This is a genomic window from Pseudarthrobacter sp., assembly GCF_036675385.1.
Lineage (GTDB): Bacteria > Actinomycetota > Actinomycetes > Actinomycetales > Micrococcaceae > Arthrobacter.
Genome location: NZ_JAKFFD010000093.1, coordinates 1 through 13,679, shown reverse-complemented (window position 1 = coordinate 13,679; position 13,679 = coordinate 1). Strand labels below are relative to the sequence as shown.

19 protein-coding genes are annotated in these 13,679 nt (G+C 65.2%); 5 read left to right on the top strand and 14 right to left on the bottom strand.

Annotation, left to right across the window (positions count from 1 at the left end; translation table 11 throughout):
* Positions 1-150: 150 nt before the first annotated feature.
* Genes V6M49_RS07455 through V6M49_RS07440 form a run of 4 tightly spaced genes read right to left on the bottom strand, consistent with a single transcriptional unit; the run spans position 151 to position 3,970 of the window.
* A complete protein-coding gene (locus V6M49_RS07455; RefSeq protein ID WP_332760729.1) occupies positions 151-576 on the bottom strand; it encodes an ATP-binding protein in 426 nt (141 codons plus the stop codon).
* Positions 569-901, bottom strand: a complete 333-nt coding sequence (locus V6M49_RS07450; RefSeq protein WP_058930966.1) for an STAS domain-containing protein — start codon at positions 899-901, stop codon at positions 569-571. Before V6M49_RS07450 ends, V6M49_RS07455 begins: the two co-directional genes overlap by 8 nt.
* A complete protein-coding gene (locus V6M49_RS07445; RefSeq protein WP_332760728.1) occupies positions 891-2,861 on the bottom strand; it encodes a glycosyltransferase family 2 protein in 1,971 nt (656 codons plus the stop codon). The genes V6M49_RS07450 and V6M49_RS07445 overlap by 11 nt, the downstream gene beginning before the upstream one ends.
* Complete coding sequence (locus tag V6M49_RS07440; RefSeq protein WP_332760727.1) at positions 2,858-3,970, bottom strand: PP2C family protein-serine/threonine phosphatase; 1,113 nt, start codon at positions 3,968-3,970, stop codon at positions 2,858-2,860. Before V6M49_RS07440 ends, V6M49_RS07445 begins: the two co-directional genes overlap by 4 nt.
* Positions 3,971-4,204: 234 nt before the next feature.
* Between V6M49_RS07440 and V6M49_RS07435 the strand changes: the two genes are divergently transcribed.
* On the top strand, positions 4,205-4,498 hold the full coding sequence (locus tag V6M49_RS07435) for a hypothetical protein (RefSeq protein WP_332760726.1): 294 nt from the start codon (positions 4,205-4,207) through the stop codon (positions 4,496-4,498).
* Between the two features lie 199 nt (positions 4,499-4,697).
* Here V6M49_RS07435 and V6M49_RS07430 read toward each other — a convergent pair whose 3' ends face one another.
* Both V6M49_RS07430 and bcp read right to left on the bottom strand, forming a co-directional pair.
* The gene (locus tag V6M49_RS07430) at positions 4,698-5,270 is read right to left on the bottom strand and encodes a GNAT family N-acetyltransferase (RefSeq protein ID WP_332760725.1); all 573 of its coding nucleotides are present in this window, start codon (positions 5,268-5,270) and stop codon (positions 4,698-4,700) included.
* A 40-nt stretch (positions 5,271-5,310) separates the two neighbouring features.
* Positions 5,311-5,790, bottom strand: a complete 480-nt coding sequence (gene bcp / locus V6M49_RS07425) for a thioredoxin-dependent thiol peroxidase (protein WP_332760724.1) — start codon at positions 5,788-5,790, stop codon at positions 5,311-5,313.
* Positions 5,791-6,107: 317 nt separating this feature from the next.
* On the opposite strand from bcp, the gene V6M49_RS07420 reads away from it, so the two are divergent.
* On the top strand, positions 6,108-6,506 hold the full coding sequence (locus V6M49_RS07420) for a cupin domain-containing protein (protein ID WP_056341140.1): 399 nt from the start codon (positions 6,108-6,110) through the stop codon (positions 6,504-6,506).
* Between the two features lie 47 nt (positions 6,507-6,553).
* Here the strand turns inward: V6M49_RS07420 and V6M49_RS07415 are convergent, their stop codons facing one another.
* Complete coding sequence (locus V6M49_RS07415; RefSeq protein ID WP_332760723.1) at positions 6,554-7,150, bottom strand: dTMP kinase; 597 nt, start codon at positions 7,148-7,150, stop codon at positions 6,554-6,556.
* Between the two features lie 135 nt (positions 7,151-7,285).
* Between V6M49_RS07415 and V6M49_RS07410 the strand changes: the two genes are divergently transcribed.
* On the top strand, positions 7,286-7,672 hold the full coding sequence (locus V6M49_RS07410; RefSeq protein ID WP_332760722.1) for a hypothetical protein: 387 nt from the start codon (positions 7,286-7,288) through the stop codon (positions 7,670-7,672).
* 61 nt (positions 7,673-7,733) lie between these two features.
* On the opposite strand, the gene V6M49_RS07405 is transcribed toward V6M49_RS07410, so the two are convergent.
* Positions 7,734-8,381, bottom strand: a complete 648-nt coding sequence (locus tag V6M49_RS07405) for a LysE family translocator (protein ID WP_332760721.1) — start codon at positions 8,379-8,381, stop codon at positions 7,734-7,736.
* Positions 8,382-8,446: 65 nt separating this feature from the next.
* Positions 8,447-8,785: a hypothetical protein gene (locus V6M49_RS07400; RefSeq protein WP_104061570.1), complete on the bottom strand. Its 339-nt coding sequence runs from the start codon at positions 8,783-8,785 to the stop codon at positions 8,447-8,449.
* Between the two features lie 211 nt (positions 8,786-8,996).
* Here V6M49_RS07400 and V6M49_RS07395 point away from each other — a divergent pair, with 211 nt between their 5' ends.
* The gene (locus V6M49_RS07395) at positions 8,997-9,941 is read left to right on the top strand and encodes a hypothetical protein (protein ID WP_332760720.1); all 945 of its coding nucleotides are present in this window, start codon (positions 8,997-8,999) and stop codon (positions 9,939-9,941) included.
* A gap of 171 nt (positions 9,942-10,112) precedes the next feature.
* Here the strand turns inward: V6M49_RS07395 and V6M49_RS07390 are convergent, their stop codons facing one another.
* Positions 10,113-10,382 (bottom strand): hypothetical protein, encoded by a 270-nt coding sequence (locus V6M49_RS07390; RefSeq protein WP_332760719.1) that lies wholly within the window; start codon positions 10,380-10,382, stop codon positions 10,113-10,115.
* 22 nt (positions 10,383-10,404) lie between these two features.
* Entirely contained in the window at positions 10,405-10,539 is a 135-nt protein-coding gene (locus V6M49_RS07385; RefSeq protein ID WP_256370762.1) for a hypothetical protein, read from the bottom strand.
* A gap of 195 nt (positions 10,540-10,734) precedes the next feature.
* On the opposite strand from V6M49_RS07385, the gene V6M49_RS07380 reads away from it, so the two are divergent.
* The gene (locus tag V6M49_RS07380) at positions 10,735-11,346 is read left to right on the top strand and encodes an NADPH-dependent FMN reductase (RefSeq protein ID WP_332760718.1); all 612 of its coding nucleotides are present in this window, start codon (positions 10,735-10,737) and stop codon (positions 11,344-11,346) included.
* Between the two features lie 25 nt (positions 11,347-11,371).
* On the opposite strand, the gene V6M49_RS07375 is transcribed toward V6M49_RS07380, so the two are convergent.
* The 3 genes from V6M49_RS07375 to V6M49_RS07365 form a co-directional block, all read right to left on the bottom strand.
* Entirely contained in the window at positions 11,372-11,845 is a 474-nt protein-coding gene (locus V6M49_RS07375) for a sensor histidine kinase (protein ID WP_332760717.1), read from the bottom strand.
* A gap of 122 nt (positions 11,846-11,967) precedes the next feature.
* The gene (locus V6M49_RS07370) at positions 11,968-13,431 is read right to left on the bottom strand and encodes an aromatic amino acid lyase (protein WP_332760716.1); all 1,464 of its coding nucleotides are present in this window, start codon (positions 13,429-13,431) and stop codon (positions 11,968-11,970) included.
* Positions 13,432-13,525: 94 nt separating this feature from the next.
* On the bottom strand, positions 13,526-13,679 hold a 154-nt coding region (locus tag V6M49_RS07365), incomplete at its 5' end, for a hypothetical protein (protein ID WP_332760730.1).

The following is a 13,679-nucleotide window of genomic DNA, read 5'->3' as shown; positions in this document are numbered from 1 at the left end:
CGGCGGACGGTGACCTCGCGGCGTTCGGCGGGGGTTTCTTCAAAAGCCATGCCCTCTAGCCTACTCATCATTGCCGTTGCCCTATCACGTACGGCTGCCAAAACAGCCGAATGGGAACCGTAGGTGATAGAGCATCCGGGGGTGGGAGGGTCAGGGCTGTGACGTCCGGGACAGGATCCAGGTGTTGGTGCCGTCCTGCCGTTCGAAGGTCACGGTGGTCACCAGGGCCTCGATGAGCGCCAGGCCGCGGCCGGACTCGGAATCGTCGTCCGGGCTTCCCGGTTCCAGGGGGCCGAACGGGGGCTTGGCGAAGAACGCGCTGACCCGGGCCTGCAGGAGGGAGGGCTGGACGCTGATGTCCACTCCCAGCTCCACCGGTTTCTGCGCCTTGGCCGGCTGCGCGTGCTGGACAATGTTGGACGCGGACTCGATCACCGCTGTGGTGAACGTCATCTGGTCCATGGCCTGGACGAACGGGGCGTCCTCCCAGAGTTTGTCCAGTTCGTTGTGGACGGACTCGATGGCCTCGACCGTGGACAGTCCGCGGAAGGTCCGCCGGGCCAGGACCTCAGTCATTGCTGAACGCCTCGTCGGCGGAGGCGTAGGCAGTCAACACCCGGTCCATGCTGGTCAGCTCAAGAACCATTTTCACCTGCGGCTGGACCGCTGCGATGCGCAGGTCCCCGCCGGCCTGGCGGGCGGCCTTGAGGCAGCCGATCAGCGCGCCGAGGCCGGAGGAATCCATAAACGCCGTGTTCTCCAGGTTCACCACGATCCGCGAGGAACCGCCGGCGATCACGTCGGTGACGAATTCGCGCAGCTTGGGCGCCGACACCATGTTCAGCCGCCCGTCCGCCTTGACCTCCGCATACGAATCCTTGACCTCATAACTAAACTCCATCGGCTTTCCTCTCTCCAGCCTCGACGTCCCCAGCGGGTACGTACCCCTTGTACAAAACCGCCCGGACCAGGACGCTCATGACCACAAGGTCAAAAATAACCCAGGCAACGTTCACCAGTGTGCCAAGCGGCTCGGCCAGTCCCGTGGCCAGTCTGATAATCCCGACGACGGCGGCCACCGCCAGCAGCACGGTCACCACGATCTGGGGGCGGATGAGGCTCCAACTGGGGCCGCCGCTCTGGCGGGACTTCGGGGTGACCGCGAACCCGAGGGGACGGCCGAACCAGACGTTCCGGGCCGCCGTCGAACAGGCCTTGATCCAGGTGGGGAACAGCGCGAGGCTGTACTGCTGGCCGCGCCAGGTGGGAATACCGCGGCCGGCGACGACGAACAGCAGCTGGTTTGCAACCATGAACGGGGTGAACCGGATGAAGAAGTCCCAGCTGAGGCTGGCCACGGGCAGGACGCCCAGCAGCAGGTAGATGATGGGGGCGGCGAAGTAGATGATCGCCGCGTAGCCGCTGAGGTAGGTCCACATGGTGGCGAAGTACATGAGCCGCTGGCCGATCTTCAGGCCCTTCTGGACCAGCGGGTTCTCGCGGAGCAGCACCTGGATGGTCCCCTGCGCCCACCGGAGGCGCTGGGTGAGCATGGTCTTGAGGTCCTCGGGCGCCAGTCCATAGGCCAGGATCTCGTGGTGGTAGACGCTTTCCCAGCCCATGGCGTGCATGCGCATTGCCGTGGCCATGTCCTCGGTGACGGAGATGGTGGCCAGCGGCATGACCGGCTGGGCTTCGTCGTTGCGCTCAACGCTCAGGGCATCCAGGACGGCCTGCACGGATTCCAGCGCGCCGAGCGGCGACCAGTCACGGGCCGACATGCGCCGGACGGCGTCGTCGGCCACCACCGGGACACCGGCATCGCCCACATGGGCGAGTTCCATGGCGGCGATCTCTTCGAGGTCGGCCTGCAGTGCGGACATGTCAGCCTGGACCAGGGTCTGCACGGCCGCGTCCACGCGGCGGCGGACCCGGTACGTGATCTCGCTCAACGGCTGTCCGGCCGCCAGCTGCTCCTGGGCTTCGCGGGTGGCGGCCTCCACCGCGTCCAGCACTTCAGCGACAAGCGGGGTGTCCATGTCAGCGGATTTCCGCGCCTGGCGGATGGCGGACCGGGAAGCCGTGAGGGCCCGCCGGATGCTCTTTTCGGTCTCCTTGACGTAGCCCACCAGGCCCAGCTGCATCAGTGCTTCGCGGCGCAGGATGGCGTTGGAGCCACAGAAGAACGCGGCGTTCCAGCCGTCCTTGCCCTGCTGGATGGGCCCGTAGAACAGGGGTGCCTGGCTGCCCAGGGGATCGTGGGCGGGCACGTTGCTGAAGTACTGCGGGGTCTGGACCAGGGCCACGCGGCGGTTGTTGAAATAGCCCAGGGTCTTGTCCAGGATGTCCGGTTCGGGGATCTGGTCCGCGTCCAGGATCAGCAGGAATTCGCCGTGCGTCACCATCAGGGCGTTGTTCAGGTTGCCGGCCTTGGCGTGGCGCGGCACGTTGGTGGTCCAGTCCTCGCTCCGCGTCACGTAACCCAGCCCGTGCTCTTCGGCGAGGGCCTTCAGCTCGGGGCGGGCGCCGTCGTCGAGAATCCAGGTGCTGTGCGGGTGCCGGATCTTCTGGGCCGCCAGGGCGGTGGTCATGACCATGTCCAGGTCTTCGTTGTATGTGGTGATGAAGACGTCCACGGTGGCATCGTGGGGCGGCGCGGGGGCTCCCTTGCGGATCTTGAGCTGCCACACGGTCATCCCGAACAGCATCACGTCGATCAGGCTGTAGGTCTCAGCCAACACCAGGGGCACGGCGATCCACCAGGCATCCCAGTTCAGCGACGACGCCCAGCGCCAGCCCACATAGTTCAGGCCGAAGATGACCGTCAGGACCACAACCAGGCGGGTCCAGAAGCGCGTCATGCCAGGGCTGGCTCAGGCAGGCGGCGGACCACCACTACGGTGACGTCATCCTCGGCGGTTTCGGCAGGGGCCAGTGCCATGATGGCGTCGCTGGCGGACTGCGCAGAAACCTGGCCATGGGCTGCGGCGAGCACCGCCTCGGTGAACTGCTCCACCGAGTCAAAAACGTCCAGCACGCCGTCGCTGGCCACTACCAGGGAGTCTCCCGGGGCCAGGCTGACGGCGGACTGCGGCCAGGCGGATCCGGCCCAGGCGCCCACGGGCGGACCGCCGCTGGGAAGACGGTGCGCCGACCCCTCTGCGGTGACATGCAGCGCCAGTCCGTGGCCGGCGTCGACATAGCTGACGACGCCGGAAGCGGCGTCCAGGCGGGCGTGGAAGAGGGTGACAAATGAGTTGGAGGAATCCAGGTCCGCCGCGATGGTGGTGCTGGCGGAGGCGAAGGCGGCGTCCAGGTCCTGGCGCTGTCCCGTGGACCGCATGACGGCCCGGACGGTGGCCGCGATGAGGGCGGCGCCCATGCCCTTGCCCATGGCATCGGCGAACGTCAGGTGCAGGCCCTCCGGCGTGCGGTACCAATCGTAGAAGTCACCGCCGACGCTGCGGGAGGGGCGGAAGACGCCGGCGACGTCGTACCCGTCCACCCGGACGTCCTCCTGGGGCAGCAGGCTCTGCTGGACCTCGGTGGCGCGCTCCAGCTCGCTCGCCACGGCTGTGTCCGCGGAGGACGGCTGCCGGCGGCGGAACAGGGCGTTGATCCTGGATTGGAGTTCGCGCGGGCTGAATGGCTTGCTGATGTAGTCATCGGCGCCGTTGTCCAGGCCCGTGAGCTTGTCCAGTTCGTCCGCACGGGCGGTGAGCATCACGATGAAGGCATCAGAGAATTCACGGAGGAGTTTGCAGACTTCCAGCCCGTCCACGTCCGGGAGGTTCACGTCCAGTGTGATGAGATCCGGCTTGGCGCGGCGGACCTCCTCCACGCCGGGCAGGCCGGCTTCAGCGTGGGTGACCTCGAAACCCTGCTTGGTCAGGATCCGGACAAGGAGGCCTCGGATGTCCGGATCGTCCTCAATCACAACGGCACGGCGCGGTTCGGGCATGGAAGGCATGCCTCTACTTCTACAGTATTAGGGCCCGTGAAGCATGTCATAGACCTGACAACGAGGGTTGAAAGAAGGGTGCAGCACTCGACATTCCGGGGCGGTGGGCCATTGACCGGCCTTGCGTGGCCCAGACTTGCCGGAATACTTGCCCGCCCTTGATGGGACCTTGAGGCTCCTTGGCCACACTCGAAGGACCAGCTTGAAGGAATTTGCGGATTGCCGGAGGACGGTGCAGGACTTATGGAACCTACGGAATCCGTCAGACTGCCCGGCAGGCTGGGGCGCTCGTGGCGGCGGCTCTTGAAGCAGGGCCGCCGCCCGCGCAGCACCTTTCACTACCTGAGCCATTCCTGGAAGCTCCGTTCGCTGTCGCGCTCGCTGGCCCAAGCCCTGGGGGAGTCCTGGGAGGCCTCGAGCTGGCCGGGGGACCGGCTGGCCGTGGGCGTGGAGCTCTCGGAAAAAGTCGAACAGCTCACCCGCCTCCTCAACCGTGAAACCGAAGTTCACGGCCGCCTGGCGGCGCTCGCAAAGTAGCCGTTCCCTGCTGACCTTTTCCGTGCCACACTTTGAGGACAATCAAGTGGCTGGGGGATACCAGGTCAGGAGATTGCCGTGCATTGGTACACAGGGTGGGCTTATCTTTTAGCTGGGCTTCTGACCGTGGACGCGCTGCTGCTGGCCTTGTGGTTCATCGACAACGACTGGCCGAGCAGCTGGCGGAAAAAACCCTGATTCAGCGCAGGTCCAGGCGCATCAGGACGCGCGGGAACCCGTTGAGCACCGAATCCGTATCAGCGGCCTTGATGAACCCGGCCTTCTCGAAGAGTCTGCGCGTGCCCACGTACGCCATGGTGAGGTCCACTTTGCTGCCGCCGTTGTCCACCGGGTACCCCTCAATGGCGGGCGCGCCGTATCCGCGGGCCAGCTCCACGGCACCTTTGAGCAGGTGATGGGAGATCCCCTTGCCGCGGTAACCGGGCCGGACCCGGATGCACCACACAGACCAAACATCGAGGTCGTCCACGTGCGGGATCCTGCGGTTGCGGGCAAAGCTGGTGTCGGCGCGCGGATGGACAGCTGCCCACCCGACTACTTCGCCGCCGTCGTACGCCAGAACCCCTGGCGGCGGATCCTGCGCCACCAGCTCCTTCACCAGGTCGCCGCGGGCCGTTCCGCGCAGCGCAAGGTTCTGCTTGGACGGGATGCGGTAGCTCAGGCACCAGCAGACGTTGGCATCGGGCCGCTTGGGTCCGACCAGCGTTTTGACGTCTTCGAACAGCGTTCCCGGACGGACTTCGATCGCCATGCCTGACTCCCGGTTGGTGGGCTACCTGTGCCCCGCCAGACTAGACCCCCAGGGACTCCCGGAGGGCTGCCACGTGGCCCTGCGCCTTGACCTGGTACTGGGCCAGCGACACGTTGCCGTCGGGGTCCACCACCACTGTGGAGCGGACGAGGCCTTCGACGATCTCGCCGTCGACCAGCTTCTCGCCCCACGCGCCGTAGGCCAGGGCAACTGCGTGGTCCTCGTCGGAGAGCAGCGGGAAGGTCAGGTTGAAGTCGCCGGTGAAGTTAGCCAGCTTCTCCGGGGCGTCAGGGGAGATGCCCAGGACTTCATAACCGGAGCCCTGCAGGGATGAGAGGCTGTCGCGGAAATCGCAGGCCTCGGTGGTGCACCCGGGGGTTGCCGCCTCCGGGTAGAAGTACACGATGACGTTCTTGCCGCGGTAGTTGGCCAGTGAGGTTTCCTTGCCGTCGGCGTCCTGCAGCGTGAACTCGGGGGCCTGGGTACCTGGCTGAAGTTTGATGGTCAGTTGGGGGCTCATGGCGTTCCTTCGGGAGACTCTGATGGCAAAAGACAGGAAACCAGTGAATCGGCTTTCCAGTTTAAACAACAACTCCGGCGTCATTTGAAGTATTCCGGCTGGTCCGGGGCCGGGACCTGTGCAGGGGACCCTTTTCGGCCCCGTGAATGTCCGGCGGTCCATTGACTTGAGGCGCCGGATGGATACGGTTAGAGGTACGCACTTCTGGTCTCCGCAGTACGTGATCCGCACTACGTAGCCGCTAGCCGGCATCCACGCACAACCGCTTGGTCCCAGCCCTAAGCGCCCACCGCAAATGATCCCAAGGCTGTTTCCCCATGACCGCAAATTTCATTAGAGCACTGGCCGTAAAATCCCTTGACATCCCGGACAAGAAACGGTGTCCGGACAAGGCCGAGTTCGATCTCGTCACCGTTGACGACTACTCGGTGGCCCGCCTCATCCTCGCGCCAGGCTGGCGCTGGTCCGAGTCCGCCAAGCCTACTGAACTGACGGACTTCTGCGAGCACAACCACCTCGGTTACTGTGTGTCCGGGAGCCTGGAGATTCAAACGTCCGACGGCGTGAGGTCCACCATCCGCGCCCATGACACCTATGCGTTGCCTCCCGGGCACGATGAGTGGGTGGTTGGCTCCGAGCCGTTCGTCGCCATTGAATTCCTCGGTACGGCGTCCTTCGGCCGGCCGCGGAGCAGGGGATCGCACGCGCTGATTTGAGCGCGCTGATTTGAGCCGGAGTTGGCCTGCCGGGGCTTGGGTGGGGGCTATACAGCCACGGCAGTTTCCGCGCGCACGAGCCGCTTGTGCACGATCCGCTTGAGCCTGGCCACAACCTCGGCCGGCGGGCAGTCGGCGTCGAGCTGTACGAAAGCCGCGTATTCCGGCATGGCGCGGTAGGCGTCGCGCAAGTCCACCAGGTCAGCCAGCGTCTCCGAATCGGTGCCGCGGGCCATGATGCGATCGTGTGCCAACACAGGCTCAACGTCCAGATGCACCACGGCGTCAGGCTCCGGCAGGGACGAAATCAGCCAGGGGAGCAGGCGGCCACGCCGCAGTCCTTTGGCCCCGCGCAGGGCCAGCTGGCAGTGGAGGTGCCGGTCCATCACCACCAGTCCGTCGACCCGGCTGGCCCGGGCATGGGACACCAGCACGTTGGCCACGCGGAGGGTGGTTTCCACGGCGTCGGCCAGGCGGCGGGGCCAGCGGATGCCCAGCCGTTCAGCCAGCACGGACATGCTCCGCCTGCCGGCATGGTTGCTGAGCAGCAGGGCGTTTTCGCCGTCAGCCTGGGCCGCATCTACCAAGGCGCGGGCGGCCGTGGATTTTCCCGAGCCGTCGATTCCGGTTAAGACAATAAGCACTTGGCCTCCTTTCGCCAATGGTTTAACGGAAGGGACAGCGCGATCGTCCCATCATGAGGCGGAGGTCACGTTAAGCTTACGTCCGGACGGTGCCTGCAACGGGCCGGCGGCCACCACGGGGAATGGGGATCTTCGATGCAGTTAGCCCAGCTAGCCGCGATTGTTGCGTGTGTACTCTTGGCCGCGCTCGCGGTTTTTCAGGCCGCCCTGATCGCGGGAGCGCCACTGGGACGGTTTGCATGGGGCGGCCAGCACAACGTCCTGCCCACCAAGCTGCGGATCGGCAGCGCCACCTCGATCATCCTCTACGTCCTCTTCGCCTATGTCGCGCTGGCCAAGGCCGGCATGGCGGCCCCGCTGGTGAACGAGGGCTTCACGAGCGTCTTCTGTTGGGTGCTGACAGCCTATTTCGCGGTGGGCATCGTGCTGAACGGAATCTCCCGCAGCAAACCGGAGCGCCTGGTCATGACGCCCACAGTGGTGATCCTGACAGCCCTCTACCTGGCCCTGTCCCTGAACTAAGGTCGGCACCGGGGCCCGGCACCCGGGACCCGTGTCAGGGGACCCGCGCCAGGGACCGGTATCAGTGCCGTGGTTCGAGGGCGAGCCGCAGCCCGAAACCGATCAGGACGGTGCCGGTGATGCGGTCGATGATCCTGAGGCTGCGGGCGCTTTTCAGCCATTTGGAGGCGAAACCTGCTCCGAAAATCAGGAAGGTCAGCCACGCAAGGCCCAGGACGCAGTGGACGCCGGCCAGCAAAGTTCCCATCAGCAGCGGAGGTGTCCCCGGCGGGATGAACTGGGGAATCGTGGCGATGTAGAACACCCCCACCTTCGGATTAAGCAGATTAGTGCCTGTCCCGGTCAGCCAGCCCTGGAACAGTTGATGACGGGAGGCCGCGGGCACTCCAACCTCGGGCGAGGCGGACGACGGGTCCTTGGCCCTGCTCTTCCACCGCAGGGAAGCGCCAAGCCAGACCATGTAGGCGGCACCGGCGATGGTGAGCGCCCGGTAGGCCAGTTCAGATGCTGCCAGCAGCGCCGAGACGCCCACAGCTGCCGCGATTCCCCAGACCATCAGTCCGGTGGAGATGCCCAGGGCCGTGGCGAAGGCGAAACCGCGCGTCCTGGCGAGGGACGAACGGAGTACCAGTGCCGTGTCGATGCCCGGAACCAGCGTCAGGAGTCCGGCCACAAGGCCGAACGAGAGCAGTGACTGATAGAGATCCACGAGCCAAGGATAAGCCAACGACGGCGGCCAACCGGCCGCCGTCGAACGTTAACGCGGGAGGCGTCTTAGCTGCAGTGCTTCGTGAAGGCGGCGCCGGCTTCACGGTACTTGGGCTCCAGTTCGGCGAGCTTGGCCTCGTCCGGGGCTTCCTTGGCGGACTCGTCCGTGTACTCGATGATGGATCGGAGCGCAGGCTTGAGGTCATCCGATGCCACAACTTCGGTGGGCCGGATCTGGTTGGAGAGACGCACCAGGCCGGTCTTGCCCACATTGTTCGCGGGGTTCGCCAGGACAGCCTTGACGCGGTCGCAGGTTTCGGGCGTGGAAAGTTTGGTGGGCGTGGTGCACGCAGAAGCGGAAAGCACGAGGCCGGCAGCGATCAGGGCGGTGGCGAGTTTCTTCATGGGTCCCTCAGTAGATGATTGAGGTTTCGATTGTAAGCAGAGACCGCGGCGCCTTGCCGCTCCGGGGGCTCCGGAGGGCGGAGTGTGACCGCACAAGGAGGGGGCTCCGGACTCTGGCGGGCTCGGCGCGAGGTGCTTAAACTGGCAGGACAATCGTGCGCGCCTGCCGCAGGTTGGCCCGTGCGGATCAGCCCAAATTCAAGGAAGCGTCATGGCCCGCACAACCCAGAATTCAGGAAAAGTACAACGCCGTACCGTCATCGGGTTCATCGCGCTGATGGGGCTGCTGGCACCTGTTCTCCCGGCGTCAGCTGCGTCCCCATCAGACCCAGTCATTGTGCTCGAGGGCGCCACATCCGCCGAGGGGATCGCCGCCGGCAAGGGAAGAACCTTCTACGCCGGAGACCTGGCACTTGGCGACATTTACCGCGGCGACATCCGTGACGGCACAGCGCGGTTGTTCATCGACGTATCCGAATTCGATACGCAGCCGAGGGCCGCCGTCGGGATGAAGGCCGATACCCGCCACGATCTGCTGTTTGTAGCGGGTGGCGGGACCGGCAAAGCCTTCGTGTACAACACCGAATCAGGCGAGCCGGTGGATGACTTCACGCTCGCTCCGGGGTTCATCAACGACGTAGCTCTGACGCAGGACGGCGCCTGGTTCACGAACTCGGCCGCTGGCGAGCTCTACTTCCTCCCCGTGGGCAGGCACGGCGAACTTGGCGATGTTGAGACCCTTCCGCTGAGCGGGCCTGCCGCCGGGCTGACCGGTCAATTCAACCTCAACGGCATTGCCGCGGCCAAGGGCGACCGGGTCCTGATCGTGGCTCATTCGAACAACGGGGCTCTCTATACCGTGGATCCGGGGACCGGTGTCAGCGCCTTGATTGAGGGTGTGGATGTGCCGAATGTTGACGGCATCCTGGTCCGTGGCCACACGGTCTGGGCTGTTCAGAACTTCCTGAACCAGATCGTCCGGATCGACTTGTCCAACGATCTCTCCTCGGGCGAGATCGAAGACACCATCACCAGCCCCGCTTTCGATGTTCCCGCCACGGTGGCGCGGTTCGGGAGCACCCTGGCGGCCGTGAATGCGCAGTTCAACCGGCCGGCGAGCCCCTATGAAGTGGTGCTGGTGCCCGCCCGCGATTAGGCCGCTTACGTAGGGACGGTGCTGGCCCGCACGAGCGGTGCGGGGCAGCCCCGCTCGTGCGGGGCAGGGCAGCTTGTATGGGGTAGGCAGCTGATGCCGCGTACTGCTGTTGCAAAGTACGACGGCGGGCGGCACCTTAGGTTCGACTCCGCCAGTCTGCGACTTCGCCCGTCAACGGTCGCCCAAGGTACCGCCGAGCGGCGGGAGGGTGCCGTCGTCGTCGTTCGGCTTACGGACCTTGCGTTGGGCCGCGCTGCGGATCTCGCCCTCCTTGAACTTCTTCAGGTCGTGTTCCGCCTGGCGGGCCACGACGTGGAGCAGGTCGCCCACCTTCTCCACCATGCCCTCCGGCTGGTACTCCAGCGTGAGGGAGAGCTCGGTCTTGTAGGCGGTGCTGACCGGCACGTCAACCACAATCCGCTTCTCGACTTTGCTGCTCACAAGGTCCTTTGACTGGCGGCGGTCAGTCGTCGTCGGTGTCGGCGCCTTCGGCGGGTTCCTGGGAGTGCACTCGGATGTCAGTGGGGTCCGCCAACTCGTCCCCTTCGGCCGGAGCCTCGCTGTGGATGCGCTGCGCCATGACTGGTTTTTCCTTCATCTCAACCGCTCCTATGGTGTGTGGAATGTGCCTCAACCATCATTCAGCGCCTCCCGAAGCGGGGTGTCAATATCCATTCCAGCGCTCTGGCCGCGGCACGTGTTCTGTGCTGGACTGGGGACGCACTGTGCCCGCTTCATCCTGTAAAGCTCTACGGCCAGCCGGTTCTGCCGGCTGTTGGGAAGGAACAATCTCATGGCAACGCAGAAAATTGGATACTTCGTGGGGAGCCTGGCCACCGGCTCCATCAACCGCACACTCGCCAAGGCCCTCATCAAGCTGGCCCCGGCGGACCTTGAATTCACCGAGATCCCTATTAGGGACCTGCCCCTCTACAGCTACGACTACGACGCCGATTTCCCGCCGGCAGGCCGCGCCCTCAAGGAAGCGATCGAGGCCTCGGACGGCATCCTGTTTGTGTCCCCCGAATACAACCGCTCCATTCCGGGAGCGCTCAAGAATGCCATCGACTGGGCGTCGCGGCCCTGGGGCACCAACTCCTTCGCGCGCAAGCCCACCGGCATCATCGGTGCCTCGCCGGGCAGTATCGGCACGGCGGTGATGCAGTCCTCCATGCGGAGTGTGCTGAGCTTCCTGGACGCCCCCCAATTGAACGCCCCGGAAGTGTACATTCACTTCAAGCCGGGCGTCTTTGGCGACGACGGCGAGGTCCGGGATGAGGGCACAGCCAAGTTCCTCCGGCACTACATGGAGGAATACAGCGCGTTCGTCCAGCGCGTACTGGCCGCCAATGCGCCGGGCCACATCGGCGATCCGGAGCCGGATCCGGACAAGCTTTCACGGTAGTCCAGCCTTCCCAAGCCCACAGGCGTCAGTCCAGGGGGAGGGTGACCGTCACGGTGGTGCCCTCCCCTGGCTTCGAACAGACGCTGACGGTGCCGCCGGCCTCATGTACTGCCACGGACATCAGGCGCAGCCCGTAGCCGTGGTTTTTGCCGCTTAACGCGAGTTCGCAGTCGAAGCCCGTGCCGTCGTCGGACACTACAAGACGGATGCCGTGGTCCACGGCGGACAACTGGACGGTGAGCGCGGCGGCGTCGGAGTACTTGAAGGCGTTGCTCAGCGCTTCGCGGGCCGATTGGTAGAGGAGGGACGCGCAGTCCGCCGGGATCTCGATGCCCCAGTGCGGAGTATCCCAGCGGACTGCCGTTCCTTGCTGACGGAGGGGTCCAGTCAGCCGGTCAATGCAACCGGCCAGCCCCAAGGTGTGAAAGTCGAGCGGGTGGTGATCAGTGATCAGTCCTCCCACCGTGACGACCTCATCCAGAGCTGATTCCTTCCCCATGAATCTTCCTGCTTCCCCGCCGTTTCTTGTGGTGATGAATCCAGCGTGGACCGCCAACTGCATGAGTTGCCAAGGGTTGGCTCAAGGTTGGATCAATTTTTGGGGGAGGATTCCATGTTGTTTTACCGGTGTCGTCCCAGGGCGGGCAGCCGGACGAGTTTCAACGCCGCATCGACGTCGGGGCGGAGGTCGCGGTCCTGGCTGGCAGCCGGAAGCGTGAATCCGGTTTCGAGGGCTCTCCTGAGCAGCGGATGGGTGAAGTCGGACGGTTGCCGTCCCTGCATCCGCAGTGCCCGCGCTGAACACACCAATTCAACGGCCGTCATGGTCGCCAGCGCCTGGACGGTGGAGTGCAGCCGGGATGCCGCCAGGCTGGCGAAGCTGGCGTCTTCCTCGGCGCCGAGAGACAGGACCACCGTCTGCAGGCTCGCGGGCTGGGCGTTGGCGCGTACAAGCCCCGCGGCAGCTGCAGCTACGTATTCGAGCATCATGACGCCGGATTGGCCGGAATCGTCGGCTGCCAGGAACCGGTTGAGACCCGTGAAGGCAGGGTCGCAGAGCAGGTCGATCCGGCGGAGGTTGGTGGCGCAGGCCGTCCCCAGGGCCAAGTGCAGCGCGTCTATCCGCCTGGCAAGGGTTGTCATCTGGAAGAGGCCGTGATGGGCCACCCCGTTGGTCCCGTCGGTCTCAGAGCCGAAGACCATCGGGTTCTCGTGGCCGGCAACAACAAGCCGGTTCAGGAGCGATTCAAGCGAGGCAAGCTCCTCCATGACCGCCCCGAGGACCTGCGGCAAAGTGCGCAGACAGTACGGATCCTGGATCCGGGCGGCCACGCCGGTCCCAGCTACCAGCCCGTGAAGTGTCGTCGCCATGTCCCCCACAGCAGCCGAATCGGATGCCCTGGCCACCTCGGGGCTGAACGCCTCCGGATTGCCTGACATCGCGGTGAAGGACAGAGCACTCACCAGCGTGAGGTTCTCCACGAGGACGGCAAGTTTCTGATGGCCCAGTACAGCCTGGGCAATGGTGAGCGCGCTGGAACTGATGAATGGCAGGGCGTCCTCCGTGGCCCAGCCGTTGAGCGACTCGGGGATGATCCCGCCGTCCATGGTTGGCCGCTCGCCCAGGAGCGTGAGTGCGGTCCCGGCTAAGGCCGGCAGGTCGGCTGTCCCGATCCCGCCGAATTCCCGAACCTCCGGCAGGGCATCCCGGTTCAACATCTCCACGAGCGCTTCGGCTATGGCCGGGTTGATGCCGGAGGCACCTGCCGCCAGCTGGGAGAGCCTGATCACCAGCATCGCCCGCACGGTTTCACGGTCGAGGGCCCGCCCGGCATCCACCGCATGGCTGCGCAGGAGATTCAGTCCATGCATGTCCGTGTCCGTCGGATCCAGCGTGACGGAGCGGTTGGCGCCGACCCCGGTGGAACGCCCGTAAACGGGCCGGGCACGGGCGGTTGCCCGCGCCGACAGCTGGGATGCCGCCATCCGTTCAACGGCCGACGGCGTCAGTGTCACCTCGGTGCCCCCGGCAGCCGCCGTGGTGATATCGGCCAGACGCAGCCGTGTGCCGTCGATTTCAATCATGGACTGATTCTTTCTCATCGGTTGCTCCGTAACGGCCCTTTTGGCGGTTCTAAACAGCGGTTACGGAGCAGCCGATGTGCGGTTGGGACCTTGGTTACCGGGTTTCTTGCATGGGGATGCGGACTCCGCGTTCTTTGGCGACGTCGGTGGCGCGGTCGTAGCCGGCGTCGGCGTGGCGGATGACGCCCATGCCGGGGTCGTTGGTGAGGAGGCGTTCGAGTTTCTGGGCGGCGAGGTCGGTGCCGTCG

Bases quoted from the DNA above. Each gene is read 5' to 3' on its own strand.
- V6M49_RS07455 (WP_332760729.1), bottom strand. From the start codon at position 576: ATGACTGAGGTCCTGGCCCGGCGGACCTTCCGCGGACTGTCCACGGTC.
- V6M49_RS07450 (WP_058930966.1), bottom strand. From the start codon at position 901: ATGGAGTTTAGTTATGAGGTCAAGGATTCGTATGCGGAGGTCAAGGCG.
- V6M49_RS07445 (WP_332760728.1), bottom strand. From the start codon at position 2,861: ATGACGCGCTTCTGGACCCGCCTGGTTGTGGTCCTGACGGTCATCTTC.
- V6M49_RS07440 (WP_332760727.1), bottom strand. From the start codon at position 3,970: ATGCCTTCCATGCCCGAACCGCGCCGTGCCGTTGTGATTGAGGACGAT.
- V6M49_RS07435 (WP_332760726.1), top strand. From the start codon at position 4,205: ATGGAACCTACGGAATCCGTCAGACTGCCCGGCAGGCTGGGGCGCTCG.
- V6M49_RS07430 (WP_332760725.1), bottom strand. From the start codon at position 5,270: ATGGCGATCGAAGTCCGTCCGGGAACGCTGTTCGAAGACGTCAAAACG.
- bcp (WP_332760724.1), bottom strand. From the start codon at position 5,790: ATGAGCCCCCAACTGACCATCAAACTTCAGCCAGGTACCCAGGCCCCC.
- V6M49_RS07420 (WP_056341140.1), top strand. From the start codon at position 6,108: ATGACCGCAAATTTCATTAGAGCACTGGCCGTAAAATCCCTTGACATC.
- V6M49_RS07410 (WP_332760722.1), top strand. From the start codon at position 7,286: ATGCAGTTAGCCCAGCTAGCCGCGATTGTTGCGTGTGTACTCTTGGCC.
- V6M49_RS07400 (WP_104061570.1), bottom strand. From the start codon at position 8,785: ATGAAGAAACTCGCCACCGCCCTGATCGCTGCCGGCCTCGTGCTTTCC.
- V6M49_RS07395 (WP_332760720.1), top strand. From the start codon at position 8,997: ATGGCCCGCACAACCCAGAATTCAGGAAAAGTACAACGCCGTACCGTC.
- V6M49_RS07385 (WP_256370762.1), bottom strand. From the start codon at position 10,539: ATGAAGGAAAAACCAGTCATGGCGCAGCGCATCCACAGCGAGGCTCCG.
- V6M49_RS07380 (WP_332760718.1), top strand. From the start codon at position 10,735: ATGGCAACGCAGAAAATTGGATACTTCGTGGGGAGCCTGGCCACCGGC.
- V6M49_RS07375 (WP_332760717.1), bottom strand. From the start codon at position 11,845: ATGGGGAAGGAATCAGCTCTGGATGAGGTCGTCACGGTGGGAGGACTG.
- V6M49_RS07370 (WP_332760716.1), bottom strand. From the start codon at position 13,431: ATGATTGAAATCGACGGCACACGGCTGCGTCTGGCCGATATCACCACG.